Raw genomic sequence first — 24,545 nt, 5'->3', positions numbered from 1 at the left:
CGGCGGTTCGCGGCCGCTCAGCCCCGCCTGAGCCGGAACAGCTCCTCGGCGGCCTCCACGCAGGAGGTGCCGAGTTCGTGCGAGGAGAACAGGTGCAGGCTGTCGGCGGTCTCGATCTCCAGCATGTCCCAGCGCAGCCCGTACCGGGCGTTGGCGGCGACCCGGATGTGCGCGACGAGCGGCCAGGGCACCCGCTCGCGCCGGGCGAGCCCGGACACCATCGTGAGGCCGCCCTCGTCGGCGGCCAGCCGCACCGGGGCCAGGACGTCGCGCAGGGCGAACCCGGCCAGCATCACGGCGGCCGCCGCGCACAGCAGCATGCCGCGCGTGTCACCCGACACGGCGAACGCGGTGACGGCGAAGGCGGCCGCGGCGGCTCCCTTGAGGAGCGTGAACTCGCGCCGGACCCGCCACTGCCGGGGTGAAGCGGTCATACCCGAACGCTACCGCCCGCCGCCGGAGGGCCCGCCGCCCTCCCGTTCCGAGCCGATCTCCACCTCGTCGTCCATCTTCCTCGTGTCACGGGGTTCCATGTAGGGCTCCAGGTCGGCGGGGTGGCCGGCGGCGATGGCGCGGCCCCTGGCCAACTCGGCGTCGAACTCCACTCCCAGCAGCACGGCGATGTTGGTGATCCACAGCCAGACGAGGAAGACGATGACCCCGGCCAGCGCCGCGTAGGTCTTGCTGTAGGAGGAGAAGTTGGCCACGTAGAACCCGAAGGCGAGGGAGGAGACGATCCACAGGAAGACCGCCAGCAGGCTGCCGGGGGTCACCCAGCGGAAGCCGGGCTGCTCGACGTTGGGCGCCGCCCAGTAGAGCAGGGCCAGGACGGCGGTGACCGCGATCACCAGCACCGGCCACTTGGCGACGCTCCAGACGGTCAGCGCGGTGTCGCCGACGCCGAGCACCTTCCCCGCCTGGTCGGCGAGGCCGCCGGTGAACACGACGGCCACGGCGCCGGCCGCCATGAGGACGACCAGGACGGCGGTGATGCCGAGCCGCAGCGGCAACGTCTTCCAGATGGGCCGGCCCTCCGGCATCTCGTACATGACGTTCGCCGCCCGCATGAAGGCCGCGACGTACCCGGAGGCCGACCAGAGCGCGACGCCGATGCCGATCGCGGTGGTGATCCCGGCCGCCCGGGGGCTGCCCTGCAGGGCGTTCAGCACGCTGCGGAAAATCTCGCGGGCGGGGCCGGGGGCGATGGCGCCGAGGTTGTCGATGAGCGGCTGGACGGCCTTGCGGCCGAACAGGCCGAGCAGCGAGACGGCGGCCAGCAGCGCGGGGAACATCGACAGGACGGCGTAGTAGGTGAGGGCGGCGGCCCAGTCGGTGACCTTGTCCTGCTGGAACTCTTGGACGGTGCGCTTGAGCACCGCCCACCACGACCGGCCGGACAGGTCCAGCGGGCCGGCCGGCGCGTCCCCGCCCTCACCCCCGCGCCCGGCGGACCGGTGGACGTCCCGGCGTCCGGCGTACTGATCAGTCATCTCGCGCACCATTCCCGCATCGGGTTCCGCATCGGGGCCTTCCGCGGCCGCCCCGCCCTTCCCTCTGCGGTCGCGGCTGCCCGGCGCCCGGCGCGGCAAACCCCGCCCGCCGGCCGCGCTTCGCACCACGGGAACTCTCCGGCGACGGACCCCGGCGAGGGCCGGTGGACGCGCACTAGGGTCGTCTCCTGAATCTTCGACCCACGCCGGTCCCCCGTCGGTGACCGGCCCGCGACCGTTGGAGGAAGCATGCAGCAGCGCCGGGAGACCGTCACCGTCGCCGGCGGCGGGTTCGACATGGACGTGTGGGTCCCGGAGGCGGGCGGCGGTCCCGGCCTGCTGCTGATCCAGGAGATCTTCGGCGTCGGGTCCTACATCCGCCAGGTGGCCGAGGACCTGGCCGGGCTGGGGTACGTGGTCGGCGCGCCCGACCTGTTCTGGCGGCTCCAGCGCAACTGGGCGCCCGAGCACGACGAGGAGGGCCTGGCCGCGTCGATCGAGATGGCCGGCCGGTTCGACTTCGAGACCGGGCTGGCCGACGCCGAGGCGGCCCTCGGGACGCTGTCGGGGCTGCCGGAGGTCGACGGCGACCTCGGGCTCATCGGGTTCTGCTTCGGTGGCTCCATGGTGTACGCCCTCGCCGCGCGCACCCGGCCGACCGCGGTCGTCTCGTTCTACGGTTCCACGGTGCCCGACACCCTGGAGCTGATCGACCGCATCGAGGCGCCCGTCCAGTTCCACTTCGGCGGCCAGGACCCCTACATCCCGCGCGACAAGGTGGCCGACGTGGAGCGGGCCGCCGCCGGGCGGCCGCTGATGGAGGTGCACGTGCAGGAGGCGGCCGGCCACGCGTTCCACAATCCCGCGGGCCTGTTCCACAACGCGGAGGCCGCCGAGACGGCCTGGCGGCTGGCCTCCGGCTTCCTGGCCCGCCACCTGCCCGTCCGGTGACCCCCGGCCGGCCCCGGCGGCCGGTCGCGACAGACCGGCCGCCGCGGGCCTCCCTCGCCGGGGCGGCCGTCCGCGGCGGACGACCCGCTAAGGGACGAACCGCTCGTTGGGCACGCAGTGGGTCATCTTCCGGCCCGTCACGTCCCGCGGGCCGTTCTTGCCCAGCTTGGACAGGCGATCGCGGTCCTCGTCGGTCAGGTCCTGGCTCGCCAGCGGCTCCAGATGCGCGACGTCCTCAGGACCGATGCCGAGACCTGCGCCCACGCGCAGCCCGAGATCGTCCTCCACCAGGAGCAGGTGCCAGACCATCCGCTCCTGGACCGGCCGGTCGCACTGCGCCAGCAGGGTGGTGAAGTTCAGCACCAGGTCGTCGCGCTCCCACTGCTCCATGAGCAGGTAGCGCTGCCCCGCCTGCTCGTAGTCGTTCGTCCGCGGGATGCGCTTGCGCGTGAGCCGCCCGCTGATGACCGGCCCCTGCTCGTCGTGCGTCGGATACTCCGCCTCGCGGAGCCCGCCGGTGATCGAGGGCTCGTAGTTCACGTGCGGGTTCTCGCCCTGGCCGTCGACGTGGTAGGTCATCAAGCCGTCGCGCTGATTGGTGCGCACCTGGGCGTTCTTCGCCTGGTTCACCGGCAGCTGCAGGTAGTTCGGCCCCACCCGGTAGCGCTGCGTGTCGCTGTAGGAGAACGTGCGGCCGACGAGCATCTTGTCGTCGGAGAAGTCGAGCCCGTCGATCAGCACGCCCGTGCCGAACGAGATCTGCTCGTTCTCGGCGAAGAAGTTGGCGACGTTGGCGTCGAGCACCATCCGCCCGACCGGCATGGCGGGGAACCGCTCCTCCGGCCACACCTTGGTGTCGTCGAGCGGGTCGAACTCCAGCTCCGGGTGCTCGTCATCGCTCATGATCTGCACCAGCAGCTCCCACTCGGGGTACTCGCCGCGGTCGATGGCGTCCTGCAGGTCCTTGGTGGCGTGCCCCGGATCGCGTCCCTGCATGACCGCCGCGTCCGCCGCCGTCATGCTCCTGACGCCCTGCTTGGGCATCCAGTGGTACTTCACCAGGTGGGTCTCGCCGCGCTGGTTCACCCACTTGTAGGTGTTGACGCCGAATCCCTGCATGTGACGGTAGTCGGACGGGATGCCGCGCGGGCTGAACAGGTTGACGAGCATGTGCATGCACTCGGGCGTCTGCGACATGAAGTCGAAGATGCGCCTGGGCTCCTGCCGGAACGTCACGGGGTCCGGCTTGAGCGCGTGGATCACGTCGGGGAACTTGATGGCGTCCCTGATGAAGAACACCGCCAGGTTGTTGCCCACCAGGTCCCAGTTGCCGTGCTCGGTGTAGAACTTCACCGCGAAGCCGCGCGGGTCGCGGGCCGCTTCGGAGGAGTCGCGTCCGCCGATGACGGTGGAGAACCGCACGGCGAGGTCGGTCCGCTTGCCCGGCTCGCTGAACGGGACGGCGCGGGTGTACCGGCTGATCGGCTCGTCCCCGAGGTAGCCGGTCGCCTCGAAGTAGCCGTACGCGGTGACGCCGCGCGCGTGCACGACGCGTTCCGGGATGCGTTCGCGGTCGAAGTGGCTGATCTTCTCGAGGAACTGGTAGTTCTCCAGCGTGGCCGGGCCCCGCGCGCCGACCGTCCGCTGGTTCTGGTTGTCATGGACAGGGTGGCCTTGCCGGTTGGTCAGCACCGGGCGCTCGTCGCCCGGCTGGGGACCCTTGCTCGACACGTCCGTCATGACGACGGCTCCCTCCTGTGGCGGTCGGTCGTCCCTCCATATCCGGTTCCGGCCAAAGTAAAGCTCCTTCTCTGGTCAAATGTCCGCGGTGGAAGGGACGCCGCTCGCGGCGTGCTCACCCGTCCAGGCAGGCGTCCGCGGTGGTGATCTCCGCGCGCATGTTGCGCTCCATCATCCGGATGGCCGCGTCGGCGAGGTCGGCGTGGATGTGCGCCACGCAGTCGCGCGGGATCTTGATCGAGTAGTGCCGCACGTAGGCGTCCAGCGCCGTGTAGAGGATGCACTGCTCGGTGACCTGCCCGGTCAGGACCACCGTCTCGACCTCCTGCTGCTGGAGCAGGTACTCCAGCGAGGTCCCGAAGAACGCGCTGTGCCGCACCTTGGGGAGGAAGGCGCAGTCGGGCGGCGGCAGCAGCGGCTCCACCAGGTCGGGCCGCCTTCCCTTGCGGGCGCGGTCCTCGATCTCCCCCCTGGAGGCGGTGAAGTCGCCGTGGTTGTCGTTCACGTAGATCAGCTCGACGTCCCGGTTCGCGTGCGCCCGCCGGACCAGCGCGGCCAGCGGCGGCACGACCTGCTCGGCGGCGACCTCCAGCAGGTCGACGTCCTGGTGCGCGTACGGACTGAGCATGTCGATCACAAGCAGCGCGGTGGTACCCATGCTTACCTGCATGCCCAGGGACGGCGGCCGGTCACAAGCAAGACGCTCCTCATGCGACGACGAAGAACAGTGACGAATGTACACACCTTCTAGACATGATGTAGTAGTTGTACTACATTCCATGCCATGAGTACTCCAGTCATGGGCATGGACTCGCGCGGAACGAGCCGGCCTCCCGAACACCGGTCGCCGCGCGGCGGGGCCGCACGGCGGGAAGATCACCGCGATGTCCGGTGAAGAGGTCTACAACCGCATCTCGATGTTGCGGGCCGAGCGCGGGGTCTCGCGCAAAGACCTGGCCGCCGCCCTCGGCGTCCACTACCAGACCGTCGGCTACCTGGAGCGCGGCGAGTACAGCCCGAGCCTGCACCTGGCGCTGCGCATCGCCGAGTACTTCGACGTACCGATGGAGATCGTTTTCTCGCTCAAGCCGTTCCCCCGGCTGGGCAGTGAGGTGGTGAAGTGATGAGCAGGCTGGACGAGTCGCACATCAGAGAGGCCCGGCGCGGCATCCCCGTCTTCTGGTACGGCACCCGCAGAGGGCGCCGGACCGCCGTCGTCCTGGGCGCCGTGGCGGTCGGGACGCTGTACGTCAGCGCGGTGGTCTGCTGGTTCACCGCCCCGAGCGCCACCGCGATGTGGACGACGTTCGCCCTCTCGGCCCTCGGCCTGATGATCTACGCGTGGGCTTTCGCGGTGCTGCTGGTCGCCTCCGGCGGCGCGGTGGGCCTGGCCGAGGACAAGCTGGACGAACGCCAGCTCGCGGAGCGCCGGCGGGTGCGGGCGCTCGCCCATCGCGCCACGGCGTGGATGCTCGGGCTGAGCCTCGCCCTGCTTCTCAACCTGCCGGACGACGACCTCTTCATGCGGCTGCCCTCCACGGCGCTCTATCTCTACTTCTTCGGGCTGTTCACCACCCATTTGATCCTGCCGCACCTGATCGCAGGGTGGCGCCTCCCAGACCCGCTGCCCGATGAGGACGAGGGCGAGCTCGCGGTCGGTTCCAGCAGGAACGGCACGCCGGCCTGATCACTGGCTCCCTGCCCCACGGCGGCCGGGGTAAGCCGCGATCGATCACGTGTCGCCGAGCGGGGCCCGGCGCCGGTCAGGAGTCCCGGCGGAAGATGACCACCAGGACGCGCAGCGCCAGGATGGCGGCCACCACCAGCAGGTTGTAGGCGAACAGCTGATAGAGCGTCACCTGGTCGGTGACCTTCGGCCCGGTCTCGACGCCGAGCAGGAGCACGGCCATGATTCCTGTGGTGGCGGCCAGCACCGTCAGCAGCACCTGGTGCAACATGCCGGTGACGTGCCTGCGGTCGCGTTCGTCCGCGAACAGCCGCACGTTCACGTTGAGGCGCCCGTGCTCGGCGGCGCCGGCGATGCGCTCCAGCCGGCGCGGCAGGCGGCGCAGCATCGGCAGCAGGGCGGTGGCCTCGTCGGTGACGGCGCGGCGGATCGCCTCGGGGTCGCGCCGCTCGGCGAAGTGGCGGGTGGCGAACGCGCGCGCCTCCGCCACCAGGTCGAAGCCGGGCGCGAGCGAGGTGAGCGTCCCCTCGACGGTCGCGAGCGTGCGGAACACCGCCGCCACCTCCGGCGGGACGGACAGGCCGTGCCCGGAGACGATGCCGAACAGGTCGGTGAACATCCGCGTGCCGGCCGCCGGACCCGTGCCGCTCATGTGCCGGGCCATGAACCGGCCCAGCTCGCGCTCCAGCCCCTGCTCGTCGATCTCGTCGGGCCGTGGGACGACCTCCAGCAGCGCGTCCGCCACGCCGAGCGGGTCGCCGCGGTCCATCGCCAGCAGCAGCCGCTGGAGCGAGGCGCGCAGCGAGCCGTCCAGTCGTCCGACGGAGCCGAAGTCCAGCAGTCCGAGGCGGCCGTCGCCGAGCAGCATGATGTTGCCGGGGTGCGGGTCGGCGTGGAAGACGCCGTCGACCATGATCTGCCGCAGGAGCGTGCCGAACAGCGTGCGGGCCAGCACGGCCGGGTCCGGCGCCCGCGCCGGAGCGGGCGCGCCCGGCGACGCGTCCGGCGACGCGTCCGCTGAAGGCGCGCCACCGAGCGACCCGCCGTCCGCCGGCACGCCGTCCAGCGGCACGCCGTCCAGGCGTTCCATCACCAGGACCCGCCGGCCGGACAGCGGCAGGTGCGGGCCCGGGATGTGCACCGCCTGACCACGGGAGGCCGCGGCGACGGCGGCCATGTTGGCGGCCTCGACGCGGAAGTCCAGCTCCTCGCGCAGGGCCTCGGCGAACCCGCGGGCGAGGTCGCGGACGCCGATGGCGCGCCCCCACCGCGTCCGCGTCTCCAGCGAGCGGGCCAGCCGCGCCACGATGTCCAGGTCGCGCTCGACCACGTCGGCGACGCCGGGGCGCTGGACCTTCACCACCACCCTGTCCCCCGAGCGCAGCCGCGCCGCGTACACCTGCGCGATCGACGCCGAGGCGAGCGGCCGGCGGTCGAACTCGGCGAACACCTCCCCCACCGGCCCGGGCAGTTCGTCGGCCAGCACCTTCTCGACGTCCTCCCACGGCGCGGGCGCCGCCCGATCGCGCAGCAGCGCCAGCTCGTCGATGAACTCGGCGGGCAGGAGGTCGGGACGGGTGGACAGGATCTGGCCGAGCTTGACGAAGGTGACGCCCGCCTCGTCCAGGGCCCGGCGCAGCGACCGGGCGAGCCGCGCCCGCCCTCCGGCGCCGCCGGCGTCCGGGCGGCGCCCGCGCAGGTACGGGCCGAGGCCGTGGCGGGCGAGGACGCGGACGATGGCGAAGTACCGGCGGGACCTGACGGCCCTGCCGCGCAGCGAACGCGCCAGCTCGACCGGGCCGGGCAGCGACCCCGTGGGCACGAGGGCCTCCGCCACCGCGAGGAACACCATCGCCGCGAGCAACGCGCAGCCCCCGGCGAGGATCAGGAACCACAGCGGGGCGAGACTGGAGTCCTGCGGTGAGACCGACGCCGCCAGCGCCCGTGCTATCGGACCGGCCAGCAGGAAGGCCAGCCCACCGGCCAGGAAGGCGCGGAGCACCCCGAACCGCAGGTCGAGCAGGCGCCGCGCCGCCACGGCGAAACCGGTGATCATCACCAGCACGGCGACGGCGATGACGATCACGATCCCCAGATCCACAGACGGCCTCCGCAAGGTCCCTCGTCGCCGGCCCGTGGCGGCGCGCACGGCGGCCGGGCCGACACTATCGTGGGCTTTAACGGGTTTTGATGGGATTTCCCGGTTCGCCCGTCACCCTCGGCCCAGCCGGTCCAGCGGCCTCGGGCGGGCGGCACAATCGGTCGTGTCCGGGATGCCGGCGGCGGGGGACGTCCCGGCCGGGGTCCGCTGAACGGGGAGCGAGATGGGGGCCGGCCGGTGCGCGCTGTGCAGTATGACGGGTTCGGCGAACGGCCGCAGGTGCGCGAGGTCGCCGATCCGGCGCCGGGGCGCGGCGGCGCGGTGATCCGGGTGGAGGCGACCGGGCTGTGCCGGAGCGACTGGCACGGCTGGATGGGCCACGACCCCGATATCCGGACTTTTCCGCATGTGCCGGGGCATGAGCTGGCGGGCGTCGTCGAGGCGGTCGGCGACGACGTGCGCAGGTGGCGTCCCGGCGACCGGGTGACCACGCCGTTCGTGTGCGCGTGCGGACGCTGCCCCGCCTGCGCGGCGGGCGACCAGCAGGTGTGCGAGAACCAGACGCAGCCCGGTTTCACCCACTGGGGGTCGTTCGCCGGGCACGTCGCCATCGGCGACGCGGACGTCAACCTCGTCGGGCTGCCCGACGACATGTCCTACCCCACCGCCGCGAGCCTCGGCTGCCGCTTCGCCACCGCCTTCCGCGCGGTCGTCTCCCAGGGACGGGTCGCGGCCGGCGAGTGGGTGGCGGTGTACGGGTGCGGCGGCGTCGGGCTGTCGGCCGTGATGATCGCCGCCGCGTCCGGGGCCCGGGTGGTCGCCGTCGACATCTCCCCCGCCGCCCTTGAGCTGGCCACCCGCCTCGGCGCCGCGCGGACGGTCCTCCTGCCGGACACCGGATCGCCGACTCCGGAGGCATCCTCAAAGACGTCCCTCGAGGTGTCCTCGCCGGACCGCGGCGACACGGGCGGCGGCGGGGACGGTTCCGGGCAGGTCCTGGAAATCACCGGTGGCGGCGCCCATCTGACGGTCGACGCCCTGGGCAGCGCGGCGACCCTGGGCGCGGCCGTCGAGAGCCTGCGGCGGCGGGGGCGGCATGTCCAGGTCGGCCTGCTCCCCCGGGCCGCGGGGCACCCGGCCGTCCCGATGGACCGGGTGATCGGGCTGGAGCTGGAGATCCTCGGCAGTCACGGCATGGCCGCGCACGCGTACCCGGCGATGCTGGCGATGATCGCCGGCGGCGCGCTGGACCCCGGCTCGCTCGTCACCCGCACCATCGGCCTGGACGAGGTCCCTGAAGCCCTCGCCACCATGGCCACCGCGGGCGCGCCGGGCGTGACGATGATCGTTCCCACTCGCTGACCCGCGCGGACGGCCGTCAGCGGAGCCGCAGAGCCTCCCAGACGGCCATGGGGGTGAGAGGAGTCGCGGTGAGACGGGCGGCGGCCTCGGGGACGGCGGCGGCGACGGCGTTGCCGATGGCGGCGGGCGGGCTGATCGTCCCGGCCTCGCCGGCGCCCTTCATGCCGCCCGGGGTGTGCGGGGACGGTGTCTCCAGCATCCGCGTCCGGATGTCGGGCACCTCCCGGGCCGTCGGCGGGAAGTAGTCGGCGTACGGCTGACCGGCGGGCCCGTAGGCGACCTCCTCGGTCAGCGCCATCCCGATGCCCTGGGCGACGCCGCCGCAGATCTGACCTTCCACGATCGCCGGGTTGACCACGACGCCGGAGTCGTTGACCACCCAGTAGCCCTCGACCTCGACGGCTCCGGTCTCGACGTCCACGGCGACGGCGGCCGCGTGCGCCCCGTACGCGAAGGTGAAGGAGGCGGGGTCGTAGGTCGCCCGCTCCTCAAGGCCCGAGGTCACCCCCTCGGGCAGGTCCCAGCCCCGCCAGGCCGAGGTGGCGATCTCGGTGAGAGTCCTGGCCTCCGACGGATCGCCCTTCACGCGGACGGCGTCGCCGGCGATCTCGACGTCCTCGGCCGACACTTCGAGCTGGTGCGCGGCGATGGCGACGATCTTGTCGTGCAGGCGGGTGGACGCCTCGCGGAGGGCCGCGCCGCCGACCGTCAGCGACCGGCTCGCGATGGACCCGATCGGCGAGTAGGGCGCCGTGGCGGTGTCGCCGAGCACGACCCGCACGCGTTCGAGGGACACCCCGACCCGGTCGGCGGCCACCTGGGCGAGCGCGGTCTCGATGCCCTGGCCGATCGCGGCCACCCCCGACCACACGACGATCGAGGCGTCGGGCTCCATGCGCACGATCGAGGTCTCGTACCCGCCCGCCTGGACGCCCATGGCCTTCATCTCCATCGACGGGCCGAGACCGCTGGTCTCCACGTGGAAGGAGTAGCCGACCCCGCGCCTGCGCCCGTCCACGGCGGTCGTTGCGCCGTCGGCGTCCCCGCCCTCGGCCCGGTGGCCGCCGGACCTGGAGGACGGGGAAGGCGGGGAGGGCGGTAAGGGCGGCGAGGTGCGCACCAGCTCGCGGAGCGCCTCAAGGGCGCGCGGGTAGTCGCCGGAGTCGTAGGTCTGCCCCGTACGGGTCGTGTACGGCATCTCCCCCGGGCCGATCAGGTTGCGCAGCCGCAGCTCGACCGGGTCGGCGCCGAGCCGCCGAGCCGCCTCGTCGACCAGCCGCTCGCGCGTCCAGGTGGCCTCGGGCTCCCCGAACCCCCGGTAGGAGCCGGTGGGCGTGGTCGTCGTGACGGCGGCGCGCACCCGCACGCCGGCCTTGTCGAAGCGGTACGGCCCGGGGATCGTGACGGCCGCCACCGCGATCGGCGAGATGCCGACGTTCGAGGGATGTGCCCCGATATCGCCGAGGATGTCGCAGTGCACCGCGATGAACCGGCCGTCCGCGTCGAGCGCCAGCCGCGCGCGGTGCACGGCGTCGCGCGCGGGCAGCGTGGCGGCGAGGTGGTCGGCGCGGGGCTCGATCCAGCGGACGGGCAGGCCGAGCCGGGAGGCCGCCAGGCAGATCAGCGCCTCGTCGGGATAGAGGTGCTCCTTGCCGCCGAAGCCCCCGCCCACGTCGCAGCCGATCGCCCGCACCCGGTCGAAGGTCAGGCCGAGGGCCTCGGCGGCGTGGTCGCGCACGTGGTGCGGCGCCTGGGTGGAGGTCCACAGGGTGAGCGTCCCGTCGGCGAAGGAGGCGACCACGCCGCGCGGCTCCATCGGGTACGGGGCGGCCCGTCCGAGCCGGAAGTCCATCTCGACGACGTGGTCGGCGCCCGCGATCGCCGTCTCGCAGTCGTCGCCGACCGTGAAGTCGGCGAGCAGGTTCGTCCCCCACTCGGGGTGGAGCAGCGGCGCCCCGGGGGCGAGGGCCCCTTCGACGCCGACGACGGCGGGCAGCTCGTCGAAGTCCAGCTCCAGCAGGGCCGCGGCGTCCTGCGCGGCGGCGAGCGAGTGCGCGACCACGACGGCGAGCGGCTGCCCCGCGTACCTGATCGCCTCCTCCAGCGCGGGGTAGGAGAGCTGTCGCTGGGCCGGCGCCAGCGTCACGCACGGCAGGCGGACCCCGCCCGCGTCGGCGGGGGTGATCACGTCCAGCACCCCGGGGGCCGCCCGGACGGCCTTGGCGTCGCATCCCGCCAGCCGCCCGTGCGCGATGGGACTGCGGACCACCACCGCGTGCGCCATGCCGGGCAGGGTCACATTGCCGACGAACCGCCCGCCGCCTCTCAGCAGCCGGGCGTCCTCTCGCCGGGGGACGCGGGAACCGACGTACGGATTGCCATCGGACATACGCCGATTGTGAGCGCCGCCGCCCGGACCGCCAAGCACCAAGGTGGATTTTCCCGCGTTCGAGATTCCGTCCACACCAGGCGCGTGATCGGCCGCACAGCCCCTGCTCCACCTCGCGGTGAGCCTTCGCGTGCCTCGCCGCGCACACCCCTGGGCCTCCGCACGCTTAGGGGCGTGTGGCGGTGATGGTCGGCCGAACCTGGTAGGAAGGTATCCACGCCTGCCCTGAAACCCGCAGGCCAAAGGAGCTGATCATGCAGTATGGCGCCGATCCGCAAGCGGGATTGGTCGTTTCCTCGGCGATACGGCACAACGCCATCGTCGTCGAAGCCACGGGCGAACTCGACTACCGGTCGGCGATCCTCCTGCGAGAGGAGCTCGGCCGCCTCTGGGACGCGCCAGGGGTTTCCGCCGTCATCATCGACCTCGCCGCCGTGACGTTCTGCGACTCTGTGGGGCTGAGCGAGCTCATCGCCGCCCTGCGCCGCAGCGAGGAGGCCGGGCGCGCCCTCATGCTCAGCGGCGTGCAGGGAACGCTGTTGCGGGTGCTGACCATCACAGGGCTGCGCAACGCGTTCGACACCTACGACACCGCCGGCGAGGCCATGCTCCACGTCCCGCCCGCGGCGGGGAACCCGGCGGACGCCGTGAACACGACGGACTCCATGATCGTGGCGGAGGCCCTGCAGACGGCCGACCCTGCCGACCCTGCGGAGCCCACGGCCGTCGCGGAGGCGCGCCGGGGGGAGGACACCCCGCCGCCCGACCCGGCCACTCCCGCGCCCGCTCCGCAGGCCTGATCGTCAGAAGCCGCGCCGGACGCCGAGACCTCGAGGCGTCGAGGCGTCGAGGACGGAACCGCTAGAGGCGGACCTCGTACTCCGGCGAGCGACGCCGTCCAGGCTGACCGGCGGCGACGGTGGGCTCGATCTTGCGGATGTAGCCCGCGGCCTCCAGCAGGTCCAGCGCGGGCACCATGGCTGCGACCCGCTTGAAGCGGCGGGCGAGGCGGCGGAAGATGTCGCGCCGGCGAAATCGCTGGGCCCCGGTCCTGCGGATGCATTCCAGCACGGCCCGCGCGTCGTCCGGCAGGGCGTCGTCGGAGCGGGCGGGCGGGGTCACCGAGATGATCTGCATCCGGGAGGCGCTCTCGTTGCGGATGCGCGAGATCTCCAGGATCAGATCGTCCAGATCCACCAGCATCCGCGTGGCGGCGCGGAAGCGTTCGAAGTCATCCTGAATCAGCAGTAGCCGCTCGGCTTCCTCACGCATGGCTGAATAATGTCATTTGTGGCATTAATGTCAACACATGTAGAGGGTGGTACTTGACCGGATTTTCCCGCCCGTGGGGAAGGTTGTCCAGCACCCGCCGAAGCACACGCGCGAGCCGCGCGCCGTCAGGAGCGGGTGCCGGTCGCGGCGTCCGCGAGGGCGTACTCGAGCGCGCTGTCGATGTCCAGCTCACGGCCTCGGGCGAACGCCCGGTCGAACCGGCGGTCGCCGAGCGCCGCCCTGGCCCGCGACTCGGCCTGCTCTCGCGGGCCGTCCGAGCCGGGCGGGCAGGGCCGCAGCCCGAAGCTGCTCTCGACCAGCTCGCCGCTGCCGAGCAGCCGGGCCGCGCGGTCCATGTCGCCGAGACCGGCCGCCGTGCGCGCCAGGCTCACCAGCACCATCGCCATGCCGTGGCTGTCGTGGAGGACGGCCTTGTGGCGCAGGGCCGCGCGCGCGTACCTGTCGGCCGAGGCGTAGTCGCCGCGGCCGGCCTCGATCAGGCTGCGCACCCACTCGCCCGAGGAACGCACCCAGATGTCCCCCCACGCGTCGCACAGCGAACGCTGCCAGCGCAGGCAGGCGAGGGCCTCCTCCACCCTGCCGAGCCGCCAGAGCGCGTACGCCTGCCCGGTGAGCGCCATCGCCAGGCCCGCGCCGCGGTCGCCGCCCAGCTCGTGCGTCTCCCGCGCCGTCTCGTACAGGGACAGGGCCTCGGCGACGTACCCGGAGCGCAGCCCGATGGTGGCACAGCAGACGGTGCCCCAGCCCACCGCCGCCAGGTCCTCCCGAGAGAACGCCTGTGCCAGGCATTCGGTGGCGAGGTCGTTGGCCTCGTCGAGATCTCCCTGCAGGCCGGTGAGCCACCCGCACGCCCACAGCGCGCGCGGCAGGACCGCCCCGGCCGCCCCCGCCGCCACGGCCGGCCGGGCGAGCGCCAGCGCGCGGCGCAGGTGGCCGCGGCCCTCGTCGACCAGGCCGCAGGCCATCCACAGGTAGGCGAGCCGTCCCGCCAGGTCGAGGCCGGCGGCGCGCTCGGCGGGCTCGGCCAGGCAGAACTCCAGCGCCGAGCGCAGGTTCGGCAGCTCGCGGCGTACCCGGGCCTGCCAGGAGGGCTGCTCCGGGCCGAACCACTCGGCGTCGAACCGCCGGGCCAGGCCCAGATAGTGGTCGCGGTGGCGGCGCCGGACCGGCTCCGTCTGCCCGAGTTCGCGCAGCCATGCGGCGCCGTACTCGCGAACGGTGTCGAGCATGCGGAAGCGGATGGCCGCGCCGGCGTCGACGCGTGACACGATCGAGCCGTCCACCAGGGCGAGCAGGAGGTCTTCGACGTCCTCGCCGCGCAGGCCGCCGCCGACCTCGGCGTCCGCGTCGGCGCACACCGCCCGTGCCGCCTCGAAGTCGAAGTCCGCGGCGAACACCGACAACCGTGCCCACAGCAGGCGTTCGAGCGGCTCGCACAGCTCGTGGCTCCAGCCGATCGCCGTGCGCAGCGTCCGGTGCCGCGCCACCCCCGGGCGGTGCGCGTCGGCGAGCAGGCCGAACCGGTCGTCGGCACGCTCGACCAGACGCTCGAAGGACAGCGAGCGCAGGCGTACGGCGGCCAGCTCGATCGCCAGGGGAATGCCGTCGAGCCGCCGGCAGAGCCGCGCCACGTCGGGCGTGGCGGCGAACCCCGGCACCAGCGAGGCGGCGCGGTCGGTGAACAGCGCCACCGCGCCGTCCGGGACGGCGCCGGCCGCCGCCAGGTCACCGGCCGCCGGGTCACCGACGGGACCCCGGTCGCCCTCCACGGGCAGCGGCTCGACGTGGAGCCGCGACTCACCGTCGACGCCGAGCGCGCGACGGCTGGTCGCCAGGACACGGAGCCCGGGCGCGGCCCGCAGCAGCGAGCTCACCGCCGCGGCGCAGGCCTCCACCAGGTGCTCACAGGTGTCCAGTACGATGAGCGCGCGCCGTTCCGCCAGGAACTCCCCAAGGACGCCCGCCGCCGGGCGGCCGGCCTGGGCGGGGACGCCCAGCGCCGAGCGGAGCGTCTCGCCGAGCAGCTCGGGCCGCCGCAGCGACGACAGCTCGACCACCCACACGCCGCCGGGGAAGCGGGGACGCAGGTCACGGGCGACGCGCGACGCCAGGCGCGTCTTGCCGACCCCGCCCACCCCCGTGATCGTGACCAGGCGCGACTCCTCCAGCATCCGCGCGACGTCGGCCACCTCCCGGTGCCGCCCCACGAAACCGGTCGTCTCGGCCGGCACGCCGCTCGTACATGCCTCGGCAGGCACATCCATGGCCAGCCCCACGTCGCCTCGGCTCCAGATGCCAGGCAATCGTAAAACAGCACAACCCATCCGCAAAAGATCGACTCTCGCCCGCCACCCATCGGCGAGACACCCACCCGCGCACTCGCCGGCCGAACGGCGGCCCCGGGCTCTGTACGGAAGGAGCACGACGGCGTCACAATCACCGGATGAGGCGTTCGCGAGAACGAATGTTCACCTGGCTGACGGTCCTCGCGACCGGAGTCGTCCTGCTGGCGCTCGGGGTGTTCTTCCCCTTGGCCGGCCTGGACGACGCCGACAAGTTCGCCAGCGTGCTCGGCGCGTTCGTCGGAGTCGCCGGCCTCGCCCTTTCCGCCTACGGGGTCGCCCTCGCGCGGCGGGCGCCCCGGGAGGCACCCAAGCCCGCCAAGGCGGCGGACCCCGAAGAGGGCCACGTGCGCAACACCATCAGCGGCACGGTGCACGGCCCGGTCGTCCAGGGCGGCGCGTTCACCGGACCCGTCACCCTCGGCACTCCCCCGTCAACGCCCACCAGCCCGCACGACCCCGAGCCCGCCCCCCGCCGAGAGCCCCCGGCTCACAGAGCCACGCCCCCCAGCACCTGAAGCCGAATGCCGACGTCCTCGGCCTCGGGCAGCCCGAGTTCCTTCAGCAGGGCGTACGCCTGGCGCCAGTTGATCCGCGCGGCATCCGGACCGTCGAGATAGCAGAAGGTGTCGGCCATGCGCTTGTGGACCTGCGCCTCCTGGTACAGGTCACCTATCGTCCGAGCGGTCGCGAGAGCCTGACGGTAGGTGTCCAGGGCCGACACATGGCGGCGAGCGGAGCCGTGGACGTCCCCGATGCCCGTGAGCGCGCGCACGGCCTGATAGGAGTCGGCGATCTCCACCGCGAGGGTCTTCGCCTTCTCGAAGTGCACCAGGGACTCGTCTCGGCAGCCCATGAGCAGGTAGGTGGCACCGATGCTGTTGAGAATGTCCGCCTGGTTCCTCCGGTCGCCGGTCTGCTGAAACGTGGCCATCGCCGTTCGGTAGCATTCGAGTGCAGGCATATATCGGCCTTTGTACTGGTGCACATCCCCCCGGTTGCTGTGCAATATGGCGTGGTTCTGCCGCCCGGCGATCCTTTCGAAGATGCCGGACGACTCCTCGTACAGGCGGACCGCGTCCCTGTGGTAGCCGCGATGCTTGTGGACGTCCCCCATGTTGTTGAGGGTCTTGGCCTCACCGCGCGGATCCCCGATGCGCCGATAGGCGGTCAGAGCCCGGGCGAGCAGGTCGAGCGAGTCCCGGTAACGGCCCAGGTGCCAGTAGACGATGCCGCTGTGCCCGAGGGCGTCGGCCTCTCCCTTCAAGTCGCGGACCGACTGGTAGATGGCCCGCGCCTCTTCGCAGTGGGCCAGCGCCTCGCGGTAGTTCGCCGATGCCCAGTGGACGACGCCGATCTGGTCCAGGCACCTCGCCTCGGCCGCCCTGTCGCCCATGGTCCGGTACAGGCCGAGCGCCTCCCGAGTGCGCGCGAGCGCGTCCTCGTGCCGTCCCGTCCGGAAGTGGACGAATCCCAGGTCGAGCGACGCCTGGGCGATACCGCGGAGATCGCCCAGTTCGCGGCACGCGTGCAGCGCCGTGGCGTGCCCCGCCGTCGCCTCCTCCCAGTGCGTCTCGGTGTCGAGGTAGTCCGCCATGACGCGCATGAGCCGGGCGGAGTCCGTCTTCCACTCGTGCTCGGCGGCGTACTGCGCGAGCTGGAGTACCGTGCTCCACTCGTCGGCCAGCCACCGCCGAGCCGCCGCCATGTCCGTCACGGCCCCCGTGTCCGTCATGGCGGTCGCGCACGTCCCGGCCGGGACGTGCGTCGCCGCCCCGGCCTCCGGCCGCGCCGCCGCCCGCTCTCGCACCTCGCCGCCCGCTCCACCGCAGGACAGTCCGAGCATCCGGACCGCTCTTTCCGCCGTCTCCCGGTAGTGGCCGAGCAGGCGCGAGATCGCCCGCCGGCGATCGCTCTCGGCGTCCTCGCGCCGCGCCAGGTCATGGGCGTACGCCCGGACCAGGTCGTGGAGCCGGTGACGACCCGGCGCGGCGGGCTGGAGCAGGTGGTGACGGGCGAGGGCCCCGACCAGCGTCCGGGCGGCGGCCGGCGTGGTGCCGCACAGCGCGGCGGTGACCTCGGCGGTGATATCGGGGCACGGAGAGATGCCGAGACGACGGAAGGCCAGCTGCTGCTCCTCGTCCAGGTGCCGGTAGGACAGGTCGAAGGCCAGGCTGAGCTCGCTCCGCGCGCCCGCGTGACCCACCGGGAGATCCGCGGCCGTGACACCGGCCTTCAGGTGACCGGAGGCCAGGGTGATCGCCAGCGGCAGCCCGCCCGACAACCGTGCCACCTCGCCGATCGCCGTCGGGTCGGCCCTGCCGTCGCAGAGACGCGTCGCCAGCAGCGAGGCCTCCGCCGGTGGCAGCACGCCGAGGGGGACGCGGACCACCCCGTCCTCCTCGTCGAAACCGGCGCGGCTGGTGATGAGCACCAGAGATGGCGACACGCCGCCGAGCAGGGGTCGCACCTGGTCCGGGCCGGACGCGTCGTCGAGGATCACGACCGCCCGCCGGTACGCCAGCTCGGCCTGCCACATGGCTGAGCGCTCCGCCGGCGACCGGGGGACGCGGGCGGCGGGCACGCCGAGCATGCGCAGCAGCGCCGACAGAGCCGTGGCCGTGTCCAGCGGAGGACGGACCGGGTCGTGGCCGCGGAGGTCGAGCTTGATGCGGGCGTCGGGATAGCGCGTGCCGAGCTTGTGCGCGAGGTGCACCGCCAGCGCGGTCTTGCCGGCGCCCGGCATTCCCTCGATGGCGACCACCATGCCGCCCGGCCCCGCCGGCGGCGCCGCCACGGCCTCGATCTCGCGTTCACGCCCGGTGAAGTGGGGGATGTCGCACGGCAGAGTGTCAGGCTGCGGCGTCGCCGCGTCGCGACGGTATATGGGGGTGACGGCGAGGCCAGGGTCTCCGCGCAGGATGCCCTGGTGGAGTTCGCGCAACCGCGGGCCGGGCTCGGCACCAAGGCTGTCTGCGAGATGGCGGTGTACGCGCCGGTAGACCTCAAGCGCCTCGGCGCGCCGGTCGCCGCGGTAGAGGGCGGTCATGAACTGAGCGGCGACGATCTCGTCCGCGGGATGGGCGGCGAGCAGCCCGCGCAGTTCGTCCACCACCTCGCCATGGCGGCCCAGGCGCAACTCCAGGTCGAGACGCTCCCGGCGGGCCGAGGCCCGCTCTCTGGCCAGGACGTCGCTCATGTTCCTGGCCCACGCGCCGGGCAGCCCGAGGAGGGCCTCGCCCTGCCACAGCTCCTCGGCCTGCTCGTACAACCGGACGGCGTGCGCGGCGTCGCCGCTGCCAGCGACCGCGGCGGCCTGGCGGCAGAGGGCGCGAAAGCGGTACAGGTCGATGGTCTCCGGGTCGATGTCGAGCGTGTAGGTGGAGCCGCGTGCTTCTATCCGGGCCCGGTCGCCCACCGCCTCCCGCAGGCGACGGCGGGTGCGCGATACGTAGCTGGCCAGGTTGTCCCGCGCCCTGGCCGGCGGCCGCTCCCCCCAGAGACGGTCGACGATGATCTCCACGGCCAGGGGCAACCGCGGGACGAGCAGCAGGCTCGCCAGCACGAGTTGCTCCTTGGGCGGGCCGAGCGAACGCTCCCTCCCCCGTGCACGAAGCGCGATCCCCACCCCCGGCCCGAGCATCCTGATCTCCAATCCTCCCCCTTTGTCGGTAAACCCCCCTATATATCCGACTCGCAATAGCGAAAGGATCTCACATTTTTTGGCACGTTCCCACGGCTGACTTCTATCACTTAGTAGCCATACGTGCGGAAGATGAACCTTGCAGTCAGTATTACTTTATGTCCAAGATATTCCGAGATAAGGTCGTGACCCGATTCCTCAGAGCTGACCCCAGTTGAGACCGCTATGCTGCGGCTTGCCTGTTGTGATCATTGCATGACAACATGCATGGATCCAGATTGACATGTGGCCGTAAAGGAGAAATACGCACGATGCGCAAAGCGCTGTCGGCGGTCATCATCGCCGTGTCGGTCGTCACCGTCTCACTGGGCGGCCTCGCCGTGGTCCGCGTTTCGGACGAAGGAGCGGCACCTGTCGTGACGGCCGCGAGATACCTCGGCGGAGACGGCATATTCATGATCTAACCCCGAACTCCTCGGCGGATCAACGTCCGGCGGCACCCCGCCAAGGTGCCGCCGGACGTCACCACCCGCGCATCACAGGGGTCGCACCCGCGTCTTGCGGCTGCGACCCCGTCCTTCGCAAGGAAATCATCCGGTTCGGCGCAAGGTCGCCGTCTAGGCCGTGGACGCATGCTCGCCATGCCCGGTTCGCCCGGAGCTGGGCGGATACATGTGGGAGGCGACCATGACATGCGGAACCCGGCGGCTCGGCGGCCCCTTCTCCCTGAGCGCCACGAAAGCGGACGTACACGGTGTCGAGCGGACGGTGGCGCTGGTCGTCCACCACCTCGCCGCGGCCACGCGCCTGAGTGATGTGGCGCGCCTGGTCGAGGAGGACCGGCGGGTCCAGGTCGTCTGGACGGTCCCGCCGTCCTCCCGGTTCGCCGGCGGCGCGCACGACTTCCTCATGGAGACGCAGGCACTGCAGATGCCCTGGTCGCAGGCCATGGAGACCCGGTTCGACCTGGCCGTGGCGGCCGGGCAAGGCATGCTCGAACGCCTGCACGCACCGGTCATGTCCCTGTTCCACGGCGCCGGGCCGAACTCCTACGTCGGCCGCCGCGCGGGGGACGGGCTTCCGGCGTCCCGCGCGGTCACCGGCCTGGGTTTCCAGGCCCTGACCATGCATGGGCGCGTCGTCCCTTCCGCGATCATTTTGGGCCACGAGGAGCAGCGCCGGTTGCTCGCGGCCGAGTGCCCGGACGCGCTGCCGGCTGCGGTCGTGGCCGGGGACCCCTGTTTCGACCGGATGCTCGCGAGCCTGCCTCTCCGGCCGGCGTACCGTGCCGTGCTGGGGACGGCCGGTCGGCGGCCGCTCATCGTGGTGTCCTCCCACTACGGGTCGGGGTCACTGCTCGCACGGCATCCCGACCTGCCGTCGCGCCTGGCGAGCCTCCTGCCCGTGCATGACTACCGCGTCGTCCTCGCCCTTCACCCCAATGTGTGGGTCTCTCACGGAAACAACCAGGTCAGAGCGTGGTTCGACGGCTGCGTGCGGGCAGGGGTCCGGCTTCTCCCACCCGAGGAGGGCTGGCGCGCCGCCCTGGTGGCGGCGGATGCGATGATCGCCGACCGCGGCTCCCTGGCCTGTTACGGGGCAGCGCTCGGCGTACCCGTCCTCCTCGCGCCGTACGACGCCGGCGACGTGCTCCCGGGCTCTCAGTTCGCGCGCCTGGCCGAAGTCGCGCCCCGGCTGCGCCTGGACGAGCCGCTCGCCCACCAGGTGGACGCCGCCCGCGCCGGGTGGCCGCGCGAGCGCACGGCGGAGCTCATGTCGGCCCTGACCTCCGTACCCGGAGGCGCCGCCGCCGTCCTGCGCCGGACGATGTACCGGCTGATGCGCCTGGCGGAACCTCCGGGCCCGGCTCCCGTCGCCCGGCCGCTGACCCTGCCCCGTCCGCTCAGGCCGCTGGCCCGGTGAACCTCGTCCGCGTGCGCCTCATCGAGTGCGACGGGCCGGGCCGCCGCCTCGTGGTCCGGCTGGACGAGCACTTCCTCGCGACGTCGGACGAACCCCGGGGGTTGGACCTCGCCGACGTGATCGTGCAGCCATCCGACGGTCCCGGCGAAGCGGGCCCGGCGCTCCAGGAGACACTGGCCCGCCATCCCGGATGCCTGGTGGCGGCGCGCTGCCGCGCGGACGGAAGTTGCCTGGTGGCGACGCGGGGTGGCACGGTCGCGGCGTTCTCGCACCCCGCACCGTGGGCCGTCGCCTCGGCGGCCCACGCCTGGACCGTGCTCGGCGGGCGCCTCGGCGACATGGCCGCCGCCACGATCACCGTCGCGGCGGCGGGACGCCTGACGGCAGCGCGTCCAGGCTCCGGCGGGCCTGGTCTGCTTGAGGTGCGCCGAGTTCGGTGAAGATCTCCGAGGCGCGGACGAGATGGCCGCGCGCACCGTGGTGGTCGCCCATGCCCGCCAGTGCCTCCGCCAGCGGCAGACGGATGTTCGCCTGCTCGTACCGGGCGCCGATCTCGTCCGCGATGGAGAGCGCCCGAGCCAGCGGGGGCACCGCGTCACGGGGCCGTCCTGCCAGCAGATGCACCTGGCCGAGCCCGGTCAGCGTCCGGGCCCTGTTGTAGGCGTCGGCGAGCCGGCCGAACGACTCCTCCGCCGCCGCAAGGTGCGCCACCGCCTCGTCGTACCGGCCCAGGTCGCGGTGAGCCTCACCGATCCTGCGGGTCATCAGCGCCACGCCGCGCGCCCGGCCGAGGCCCTCGTGGATCGATCTCGCCCGCCGGAACCGCTCGATCGCCCGCTCCGGCAGGCCCATTCCGAGGTAGGCCACGCCGAGGCTGCTGAGCGCCGCCGCCTCGCCGATCGCGTGCCCTGCGGAGCGTTCCAGCTCGGCGGCACGCAGGCAGTACTCGGCCGCCCGCGTGAAGTCCTGGAGATTGAGGTGGGCCGTGGCGAGCGCCACGAGCATGCGAGACTCGGCCAGCGGATCGGCGGCGGCGCGGGCGGCGGACAAGCCCAGCTGATGGGTGTCCACCCACGCCTCGTAATGCTTCCTGTTCAGGAAGAGTCCCCAGGTGGCCTCGCACAACTGCCAGACGAAGTCGTACATGCCCTCGTCATGCGCCCGCGCGAGCACGGCGCGCAGGTTCGGCAGCTCCGTCTCCAGCCAGTCGAGCGCGCGCGCCGGGCCGTCGAAGGGCGGGGCGGCGGCGCTCGCCGCCTCGTACGACGGTCCGAGATGCCAGCGTCCGGGCACGACGACCAGATCTGCCTCGACGGCCGACCGCAGATACCAGGTGGCCACGCGGGTGAACGCCGCCCGGCGTTCCTGCGCCGGATCGTGGTCCAGCGCTTTGGCGCGGGCGTGCAGGTGCACGAGGTCGTGGAAGCGGAAGCGGTCCTCCTCCTGTGGTTCGACCAGGCTCGCTCCGGCCAGCTCGTCCAGGATGCGGAACGCTTCGTCCTCGTCGATGTCGCCGGCCGCGGCGGCGGCGCCCGTCCCGAAGGCGGCGCCGGGGTGCAGGCCGAGCATGCGGTAGAGCCGTGCCTGGCCAGGCTCCAACGCCTGGTAGGAGACCTCGAACGCGGCCCGGGGCGAGATGTCCTCCTCCGTGCTGAGCACCGAGAGCCGGTGCCGGGCGTCGGCCAGTTCGCGGACGGCGCGGTCGATGGTCCAGCGCGGGCGCACGGCCAGCCGCGCGGCGGACGCGCACAGCGCGATCGGCAGCCGCCCGCACAGCGTGACGAGGTCCAGGACCGCCACCGGCTCCACGCGCGTGCGCGCCGCGCCGAGCACCCGGGCCAGCAGGCCGACGGCGTCGGCCTCGGTCAGCGCGCGCAGCTCGACGAAGCGCGCGCCCTCGACGACGAGACCGGAGAGCCTGCGGCGGGTGGTCACCACGACGAGACCGTTCCCCGACGCGGGAAGGACCGCCCGCACCTGGGCGGCCGACAACGCGTCGTCCAGCAGCAGGATCAGGCGCCGTCCCGCGGTGACCGACCTGAACAAAGCGGCACGCTCGTCCAGGGCGGGCGGCACGTGGTCCGGCGCGACGCCGAGCGCGCGGAGGAAGCGTTCGAGGATCTCGCCGGGAGGCGCGGCCGAGCCCGGCACGGCGCCGCGCAGGTCGGCGTACAGGTGTCCGTCCCCGAAGCGTGTCCGCAGCCGGTGCAGCCATGCCAGCGCAAGCGCGCTCTTGCCGACGCCTCCGCACCCGCTGATGACCACCAGCAGCGGGGAACCCGACGGGCCCGGGGCAGAAGGCTCCTCCGCGGAGCGCTCCTCTGCGGGCCGGTCCGCGAGCAGCCGATCGAGCTCGGCCAGCTCCGCGTGCCTGCCGACGAACACGGCCGGCGGCGGGGCGAGCTGCGCGGGCGGGGGAAGGCGGCCCGCCGGCTCCATGGTGATGCGCACGTCGCCGTGGATGGCGCCCGCCTGCACTACTGGCCCCGTGACGGTGCCGCTCACCTCGTTGCCGGCGAGAGCGTTGCCGGGGGAAGAGGGCGGAGAATCCGCGGAGTTGTCGCGTCGCTCCTCGCCGGCACTCACCGGTCTCCTCCTGAGCGGGATTCGGATTCCGGACCTCAAGCACCGTAACCCGCGTCTTGACCTCGGACAACCCGCTCGTAAGAGCGGCGTCCCGGCGATAGGGCGACCACTTGACCCCGGGCTAGTGGCCGTCTGCCCGTAGGGTCGGGGGCGAAGAGGCCGAAGACGGCAGGGCGGAGGCGGACCCCGGGGAAACGGCCTCCGGGGCGGCCTCGGCGAGGCGGGTGCGGAGGCGGGTGCGGATCTCCTCGGGGGTGTAGGCGCGGCGGCGGCGTTCCGCCCGGACGATGACCGCTCCTGAGGCGGCGACGCCCGCGAAGGCCGCCAGGCCCAGTATCTTCCACCAACGCATGTCCTCAGGCTACTGGGAAGAGGAGTGGGATGTCCGGCGTGAGCATCGGCCTCGACGAGGCGCTTGATCTGACCCGCACGGGCGACGTCTGGCTGTTCCGCGGGCGGTCGGCGCCCGACCGGGCCATCCAGGTGACGACCAACAGCCCGGTGAACCATGTCGGCATGTCCGTGGTCATCGAGGACCTGCCGCCGCTGATGTGGCACGCCGAGCTCGGGCGTTCCCTGCCCGACATGTGGTCGGGCACCCACCAGCGCGGCGTCCAGCTTCACGACCTGCGCGACGCCGTCATGGTCTGGGCGACCAGGTACGGGCAGCGGGCGTGGCTGCGCCAGCTGGACCGTCCGGTGACGCGGGAGATGGAGGACGCGCTTCTGCGCACCATCGCTCGCCTGGACGGCACGCCGTTCCCGTCCACGGCGCGGCTGGCGGGCCGCTGGCTGCGCGGACGGGTGCCCGCCATCCGAAGGCGGGTCACGGAGACCGCCCTTGAGACCGCGTACTGCGCCGAGGTGGTGGCCGCGACGTACCAGGACATGGGGCTGCTTCCCGCCGGCCGCCACCTCAACTGGTACGACCCGGGACGCTTCTGGAGCGGCGACGACCTGGAGCTCACCTCGGACGCCCGCCTGGGCGGCGAGATCCGCGTACGCATCCCGACCTGACCCCCGGCCCGCCCACCGTTG

At 72.7% G+C, this 24,545-nt stretch carries 21 protein-coding genes; 10 read left to right on the top strand and 11 right to left on the bottom strand.

Going from position 1 to position 24,545, the window contains the following annotated elements; translation table 11 throughout:
* Positions 1 to 17: 17 nt before the first annotated feature.
* Positions 18 to 434, bottom strand: a complete 417-nt coding sequence (locus ACZ6QO_RS05820) for a PH domain-containing protein (RefSeq protein WP_465848021.1) — start codon at positions 432 to 434, stop codon at positions 18 to 20.
* A 9-nt stretch (positions 435 to 443) separates the two neighbouring features.
* Entirely contained in the window at positions 444 to 1,490 is a 1,047-nt protein-coding gene (locus tag ACZ6QO_RS05815; protein ID WP_465848020.1) for a YihY/virulence factor BrkB family protein, read from the bottom strand.
* A gap of 249 nt (positions 1,491 to 1,739) precedes the next feature.
* Here ACZ6QO_RS05815 and ACZ6QO_RS05810 point away from each other — a divergent pair, with 249 nt between their 5' ends.
* On the top strand, positions 1,740 to 2,441 hold the full coding sequence (locus ACZ6QO_RS05810; RefSeq protein ID WP_465848018.1) for a dienelactone hydrolase family protein: 702 nt from the start codon (positions 1,740 to 1,742) through the stop codon (positions 2,439 to 2,441).
* 87 nt (positions 2,442 to 2,528) lie between these two features.
* Here ACZ6QO_RS05810 and ACZ6QO_RS05805 read toward each other — a convergent pair whose 3' ends face one another.
* Together ACZ6QO_RS05805 and ACZ6QO_RS05800 are read right to left on the bottom strand one after the other, a co-directional pair.
* Positions 2,529 to 4,181, bottom strand: coding sequence for a catalase (locus ACZ6QO_RS05805; RefSeq protein WP_465848017.1), 1,653 nt, complete (start codon positions 4,179 to 4,181; stop codon positions 2,529 to 2,531).
* Between the two features lie 115 nt (positions 4,182 to 4,296).
* Positions 4,297 to 4,839, bottom strand: a complete 543-nt coding sequence (locus tag ACZ6QO_RS05800; protein ID WP_465848016.1) for a cysteine hydrolase family protein — start codon at positions 4,837 to 4,839, stop codon at positions 4,297 to 4,299.
* A gap of 226 nt (positions 4,840 to 5,065) precedes the next feature.
* Between ACZ6QO_RS05800 and ACZ6QO_RS05795 the strand changes: the two genes are divergently transcribed.
* Together ACZ6QO_RS05795 and ACZ6QO_RS05790 are read left to right on the top strand one after the other, a co-directional pair.
* A complete protein-coding gene (locus ACZ6QO_RS05795) occupies positions 5,066 to 5,305 on the top strand; it encodes a helix-turn-helix transcriptional regulator (protein WP_465848014.1) in 240 nt (79 codons plus the stop codon).
* Positions 5,305 to 5,868, top strand: a complete 564-nt coding sequence (locus ACZ6QO_RS05790) for a hypothetical protein (RefSeq protein WP_465848013.1) — start codon at positions 5,305 to 5,307, stop codon at positions 5,866 to 5,868. The genes ACZ6QO_RS05795 and ACZ6QO_RS05790 overlap by 1 nt, the downstream gene beginning before the upstream one ends.
* 76 nt (positions 5,869 to 5,944) lie before the next feature.
* On the opposite strand, the gene ACZ6QO_RS05785 is transcribed toward ACZ6QO_RS05790, so the two are convergent.
* The gene (locus ACZ6QO_RS05785; protein WP_465848012.1) at positions 5,945 to 7,969 is read right to left on the bottom strand and encodes an ABC1 kinase family protein; all 2,025 of its coding nucleotides are present in this window, start codon (positions 7,967 to 7,969) and stop codon (positions 5,945 to 5,947) included.
* A 237-nt stretch (positions 7,970 to 8,206) separates the two neighbouring features.
* Between ACZ6QO_RS05785 and ACZ6QO_RS05780 the strand changes: the two genes are divergently transcribed.
* Positions 8,207 to 9,331 (top strand): zinc-dependent alcohol dehydrogenase family protein, encoded by a 1,125-nt coding sequence (locus ACZ6QO_RS05780; RefSeq protein WP_465848010.1) that lies wholly within the window; start codon positions 8,207 to 8,209, stop codon positions 9,329 to 9,331.
* Positions 9,332 to 9,347: 16 nt separating this feature from the next.
* Here ACZ6QO_RS05780 and ACZ6QO_RS05775 read toward each other — a convergent pair whose 3' ends face one another.
* Complete coding sequence (locus ACZ6QO_RS05775; protein ID WP_465848008.1) at positions 9,348 to 11,720, bottom strand: xanthine dehydrogenase family protein molybdopterin-binding subunit; 2,373 nt, start codon at positions 11,718 to 11,720, stop codon at positions 9,348 to 9,350.
* 254 nt (positions 11,721 to 11,974) lie between these two features.
* Here ACZ6QO_RS05775 and ACZ6QO_RS05770 point away from each other — a divergent pair, with 254 nt between their 5' ends.
* Positions 11,975 to 12,520: an STAS domain-containing protein gene (locus ACZ6QO_RS05770; RefSeq protein WP_465848006.1), complete on the top strand. Its 546-nt coding sequence runs from the start codon at positions 11,975 to 11,977 to the stop codon at positions 12,518 to 12,520.
* Between the two features lie 61 nt (positions 12,521 to 12,581).
* On the opposite strand, the gene ACZ6QO_RS05765 is transcribed toward ACZ6QO_RS05770, so the two are convergent.
* On the bottom strand, positions 12,582 to 12,992 hold the full coding sequence (locus ACZ6QO_RS05765) for a hypothetical protein (protein WP_465848004.1): 411 nt from the start codon (positions 12,990 to 12,992) through the stop codon (positions 12,582 to 12,584).
* Positions 12,993 to 13,117: 125 nt separating this feature from the next.
* Positions 13,118 to 15,277: an ATP-binding protein gene (locus ACZ6QO_RS05760; protein ID WP_465848002.1), complete on the bottom strand. Its 2,160-nt coding sequence runs from the start codon at positions 15,275 to 15,277 to the stop codon at positions 13,118 to 13,120.
* 179 nt (positions 15,278 to 15,456) lie between these two features.
* On the opposite strand from ACZ6QO_RS05760, the gene ACZ6QO_RS05755 reads away from it, so the two are divergent.
* The gene (locus ACZ6QO_RS05755) at positions 15,457 to 15,873 is read left to right on the top strand and encodes a hypothetical protein (protein ID WP_465848001.1); all 417 of its coding nucleotides are present in this window, start codon (positions 15,457 to 15,459) and stop codon (positions 15,871 to 15,873) included.
* Here ACZ6QO_RS05755 and ACZ6QO_RS05750 read toward each other — a convergent pair.
* Positions 15,846 to 18,920, bottom strand: coding sequence for an AfsR/SARP family transcriptional regulator (locus ACZ6QO_RS05750; RefSeq protein ID WP_465847999.1), 3,075 nt, complete (start codon positions 18,918 to 18,920; stop codon positions 15,846 to 15,848). The two genes, ACZ6QO_RS05755 and ACZ6QO_RS05750, sit on opposite strands and share 28 nt — an antisense overlap.
* A gap of 389 nt (positions 18,921 to 19,309) precedes the next feature.
* Here ACZ6QO_RS05750 and ACZ6QO_RS05745 point away from each other — a divergent pair, with 389 nt between their 5' ends.
* The 3 genes from ACZ6QO_RS05745 (at position 19,310) to ACZ6QO_RS05735 (ending at position 21,361) form a co-directional block, all read left to right on the top strand.
* Entirely contained in the window at positions 19,310 to 19,462 is a 153-nt protein-coding gene (locus tag ACZ6QO_RS05745; RefSeq protein ID WP_465847998.1) for a hypothetical protein, read from the top strand.
* Between the two features lie 223 nt (positions 19,463 to 19,685).
* Positions 19,686 to 20,921: a hypothetical protein gene (locus tag ACZ6QO_RS05740; protein ID WP_465847997.1), complete on the top strand. Its 1,236-nt coding sequence runs from the start codon at positions 19,686 to 19,688 to the stop codon at positions 20,919 to 20,921.
* Positions 20,918 to 21,361 (top strand): hypothetical protein, encoded by a 444-nt coding sequence (locus ACZ6QO_RS05735; protein WP_465847995.1) that lies wholly within the window; start codon positions 20,918 to 20,920, stop codon positions 21,359 to 21,361. The genes ACZ6QO_RS05740 and ACZ6QO_RS05735 overlap by 4 nt, the downstream gene beginning before the upstream one ends.
* On the opposite strand, the gene ACZ6QO_RS05730 is transcribed toward ACZ6QO_RS05735, so the two are convergent.
* Together ACZ6QO_RS05730 and ACZ6QO_RS05725 are read right to left on the bottom strand one after the other, a co-directional pair.
* Positions 21,276 to 23,507, bottom strand: a complete 2,232-nt coding sequence (locus tag ACZ6QO_RS05730) for an ATP-binding protein (RefSeq protein WP_465847994.1) — start codon at positions 23,505 to 23,507, stop codon at positions 21,276 to 21,278. The genes ACZ6QO_RS05735 and ACZ6QO_RS05730 overlap by 86 nt on opposite strands.
* 121 nt (positions 23,508 to 23,628) lie before the next feature.
* Positions 23,629 to 23,859, bottom strand: coding sequence for a hypothetical protein (locus tag ACZ6QO_RS05725; RefSeq protein WP_465847993.1), 231 nt, complete (start codon positions 23,857 to 23,859; stop codon positions 23,629 to 23,631).
* Between the two features lie 29 nt (positions 23,860 to 23,888).
* Here ACZ6QO_RS05725 and ACZ6QO_RS05720 point away from each other — a divergent pair, with 29 nt between their 5' ends.
* On the top strand, positions 23,889 to 24,524 hold the full coding sequence (locus tag ACZ6QO_RS05720; RefSeq protein WP_465847991.1) for a hypothetical protein: 636 nt from the start codon (positions 23,889 to 23,891) through the stop codon (positions 24,522 to 24,524).
* Positions 24,525 to 24,545 lie beyond the last annotated feature (21 nt).

The sequence above is a fragment of the Sphaerisporangium sp. NPDC049457 genome (assembly GCF_055586705.1).
Note: the sequence above shows the minus strand (reverse complement) of the source record. Positions and strands in the feature narration are given on the sequence as shown.

Excerpts from the sequence above, each read along its gene's own strand:
- ACZ6QO_RS05820 (WP_465848021.1), bottom strand. The coding sequence starts at position 434 with ATGACCGCTTCACCCCGGCAGTGGCGGGTCCGGCGCGAGTTCACGCTC.
- ACZ6QO_RS05815 (WP_465848020.1), bottom strand. The coding sequence starts at position 1,490 with ATGACTGATCAGTACGCCGGACGCCGGGACGTCCACCGGTCCGCCGGG.
- ACZ6QO_RS05810 (WP_465848018.1), top strand. The coding sequence starts at position 1,740 with ATGCAGCAGCGCCGGGAGACCGTCACCGTCGCCGGCGGCGGGTTCGAC.
- ACZ6QO_RS05805 (WP_465848017.1), bottom strand. The coding sequence starts at position 4,181 with ATGACGGACGTGTCGAGCAAGGGTCCCCAGCCGGGCGACGAGCGCCCG.
- ACZ6QO_RS05800 (WP_465848016.1), bottom strand. The coding sequence starts at position 4,839 with ATGGGTACCACCGCGCTGCTTGTGATCGACATGCTCAGTCCGTACGCG.
- ACZ6QO_RS05795 (WP_465848014.1), top strand. The coding sequence starts at position 5,066 with ATGTCCGGTGAAGAGGTCTACAACCGCATCTCGATGTTGCGGGCCGAG.
- ACZ6QO_RS05790 (WP_465848013.1), top strand. The coding sequence starts at position 5,305 with ATGAGCAGGCTGGACGAGTCGCACATCAGAGAGGCCCGGCGCGGCATC.
- ACZ6QO_RS05775 (WP_465848008.1), bottom strand. The coding sequence starts at position 11,720 with ATGTCCGATGGCAATCCGTACGTCGGTTCCCGCGTCCCCCGGCGAGAG.
- ACZ6QO_RS05770 (WP_465848006.1), top strand. The coding sequence starts at position 11,975 with ATGCAGTATGGCGCCGATCCGCAAGCGGGATTGGTCGTTTCCTCGGCG.
- ACZ6QO_RS05765 (WP_465848004.1), bottom strand. The coding sequence starts at position 12,992 with ATGCGTGAGGAAGCCGAGCGGCTACTGCTGATTCAGGATGACTTCGAA.
- ACZ6QO_RS05760 (WP_465848002.1), bottom strand. The coding sequence starts at position 15,277 with ATGGATGTGCCTGCCGAGGCATGTACGAGCGGCGTGCCGGCCGAGACG.
- ACZ6QO_RS05755 (WP_465848001.1), top strand. The coding sequence starts at position 15,457 with ATGAGGCGTTCGCGAGAACGAATGTTCACCTGGCTGACGGTCCTCGCG.
- ACZ6QO_RS05745 (WP_465847998.1), top strand. The coding sequence starts at position 19,310 with ATGCGCAAAGCGCTGTCGGCGGTCATCATCGCCGTGTCGGTCGTCACC.
- ACZ6QO_RS05740 (WP_465847997.1), top strand. The coding sequence starts at position 19,686 with ATGACATGCGGAACCCGGCGGCTCGGCGGCCCCTTCTCCCTGAGCGCC.
- ACZ6QO_RS05725 (WP_465847993.1), bottom strand. The coding sequence starts at position 23,859 with ATGCGTTGGTGGAAGATACTGGGCCTGGCGGCCTTCGCGGGCGTCGCC.
- ACZ6QO_RS05720 (WP_465847991.1), top strand. The coding sequence starts at position 23,889 with ATGTCCGGCGTGAGCATCGGCCTCGACGAGGCGCTTGATCTGACCCGC.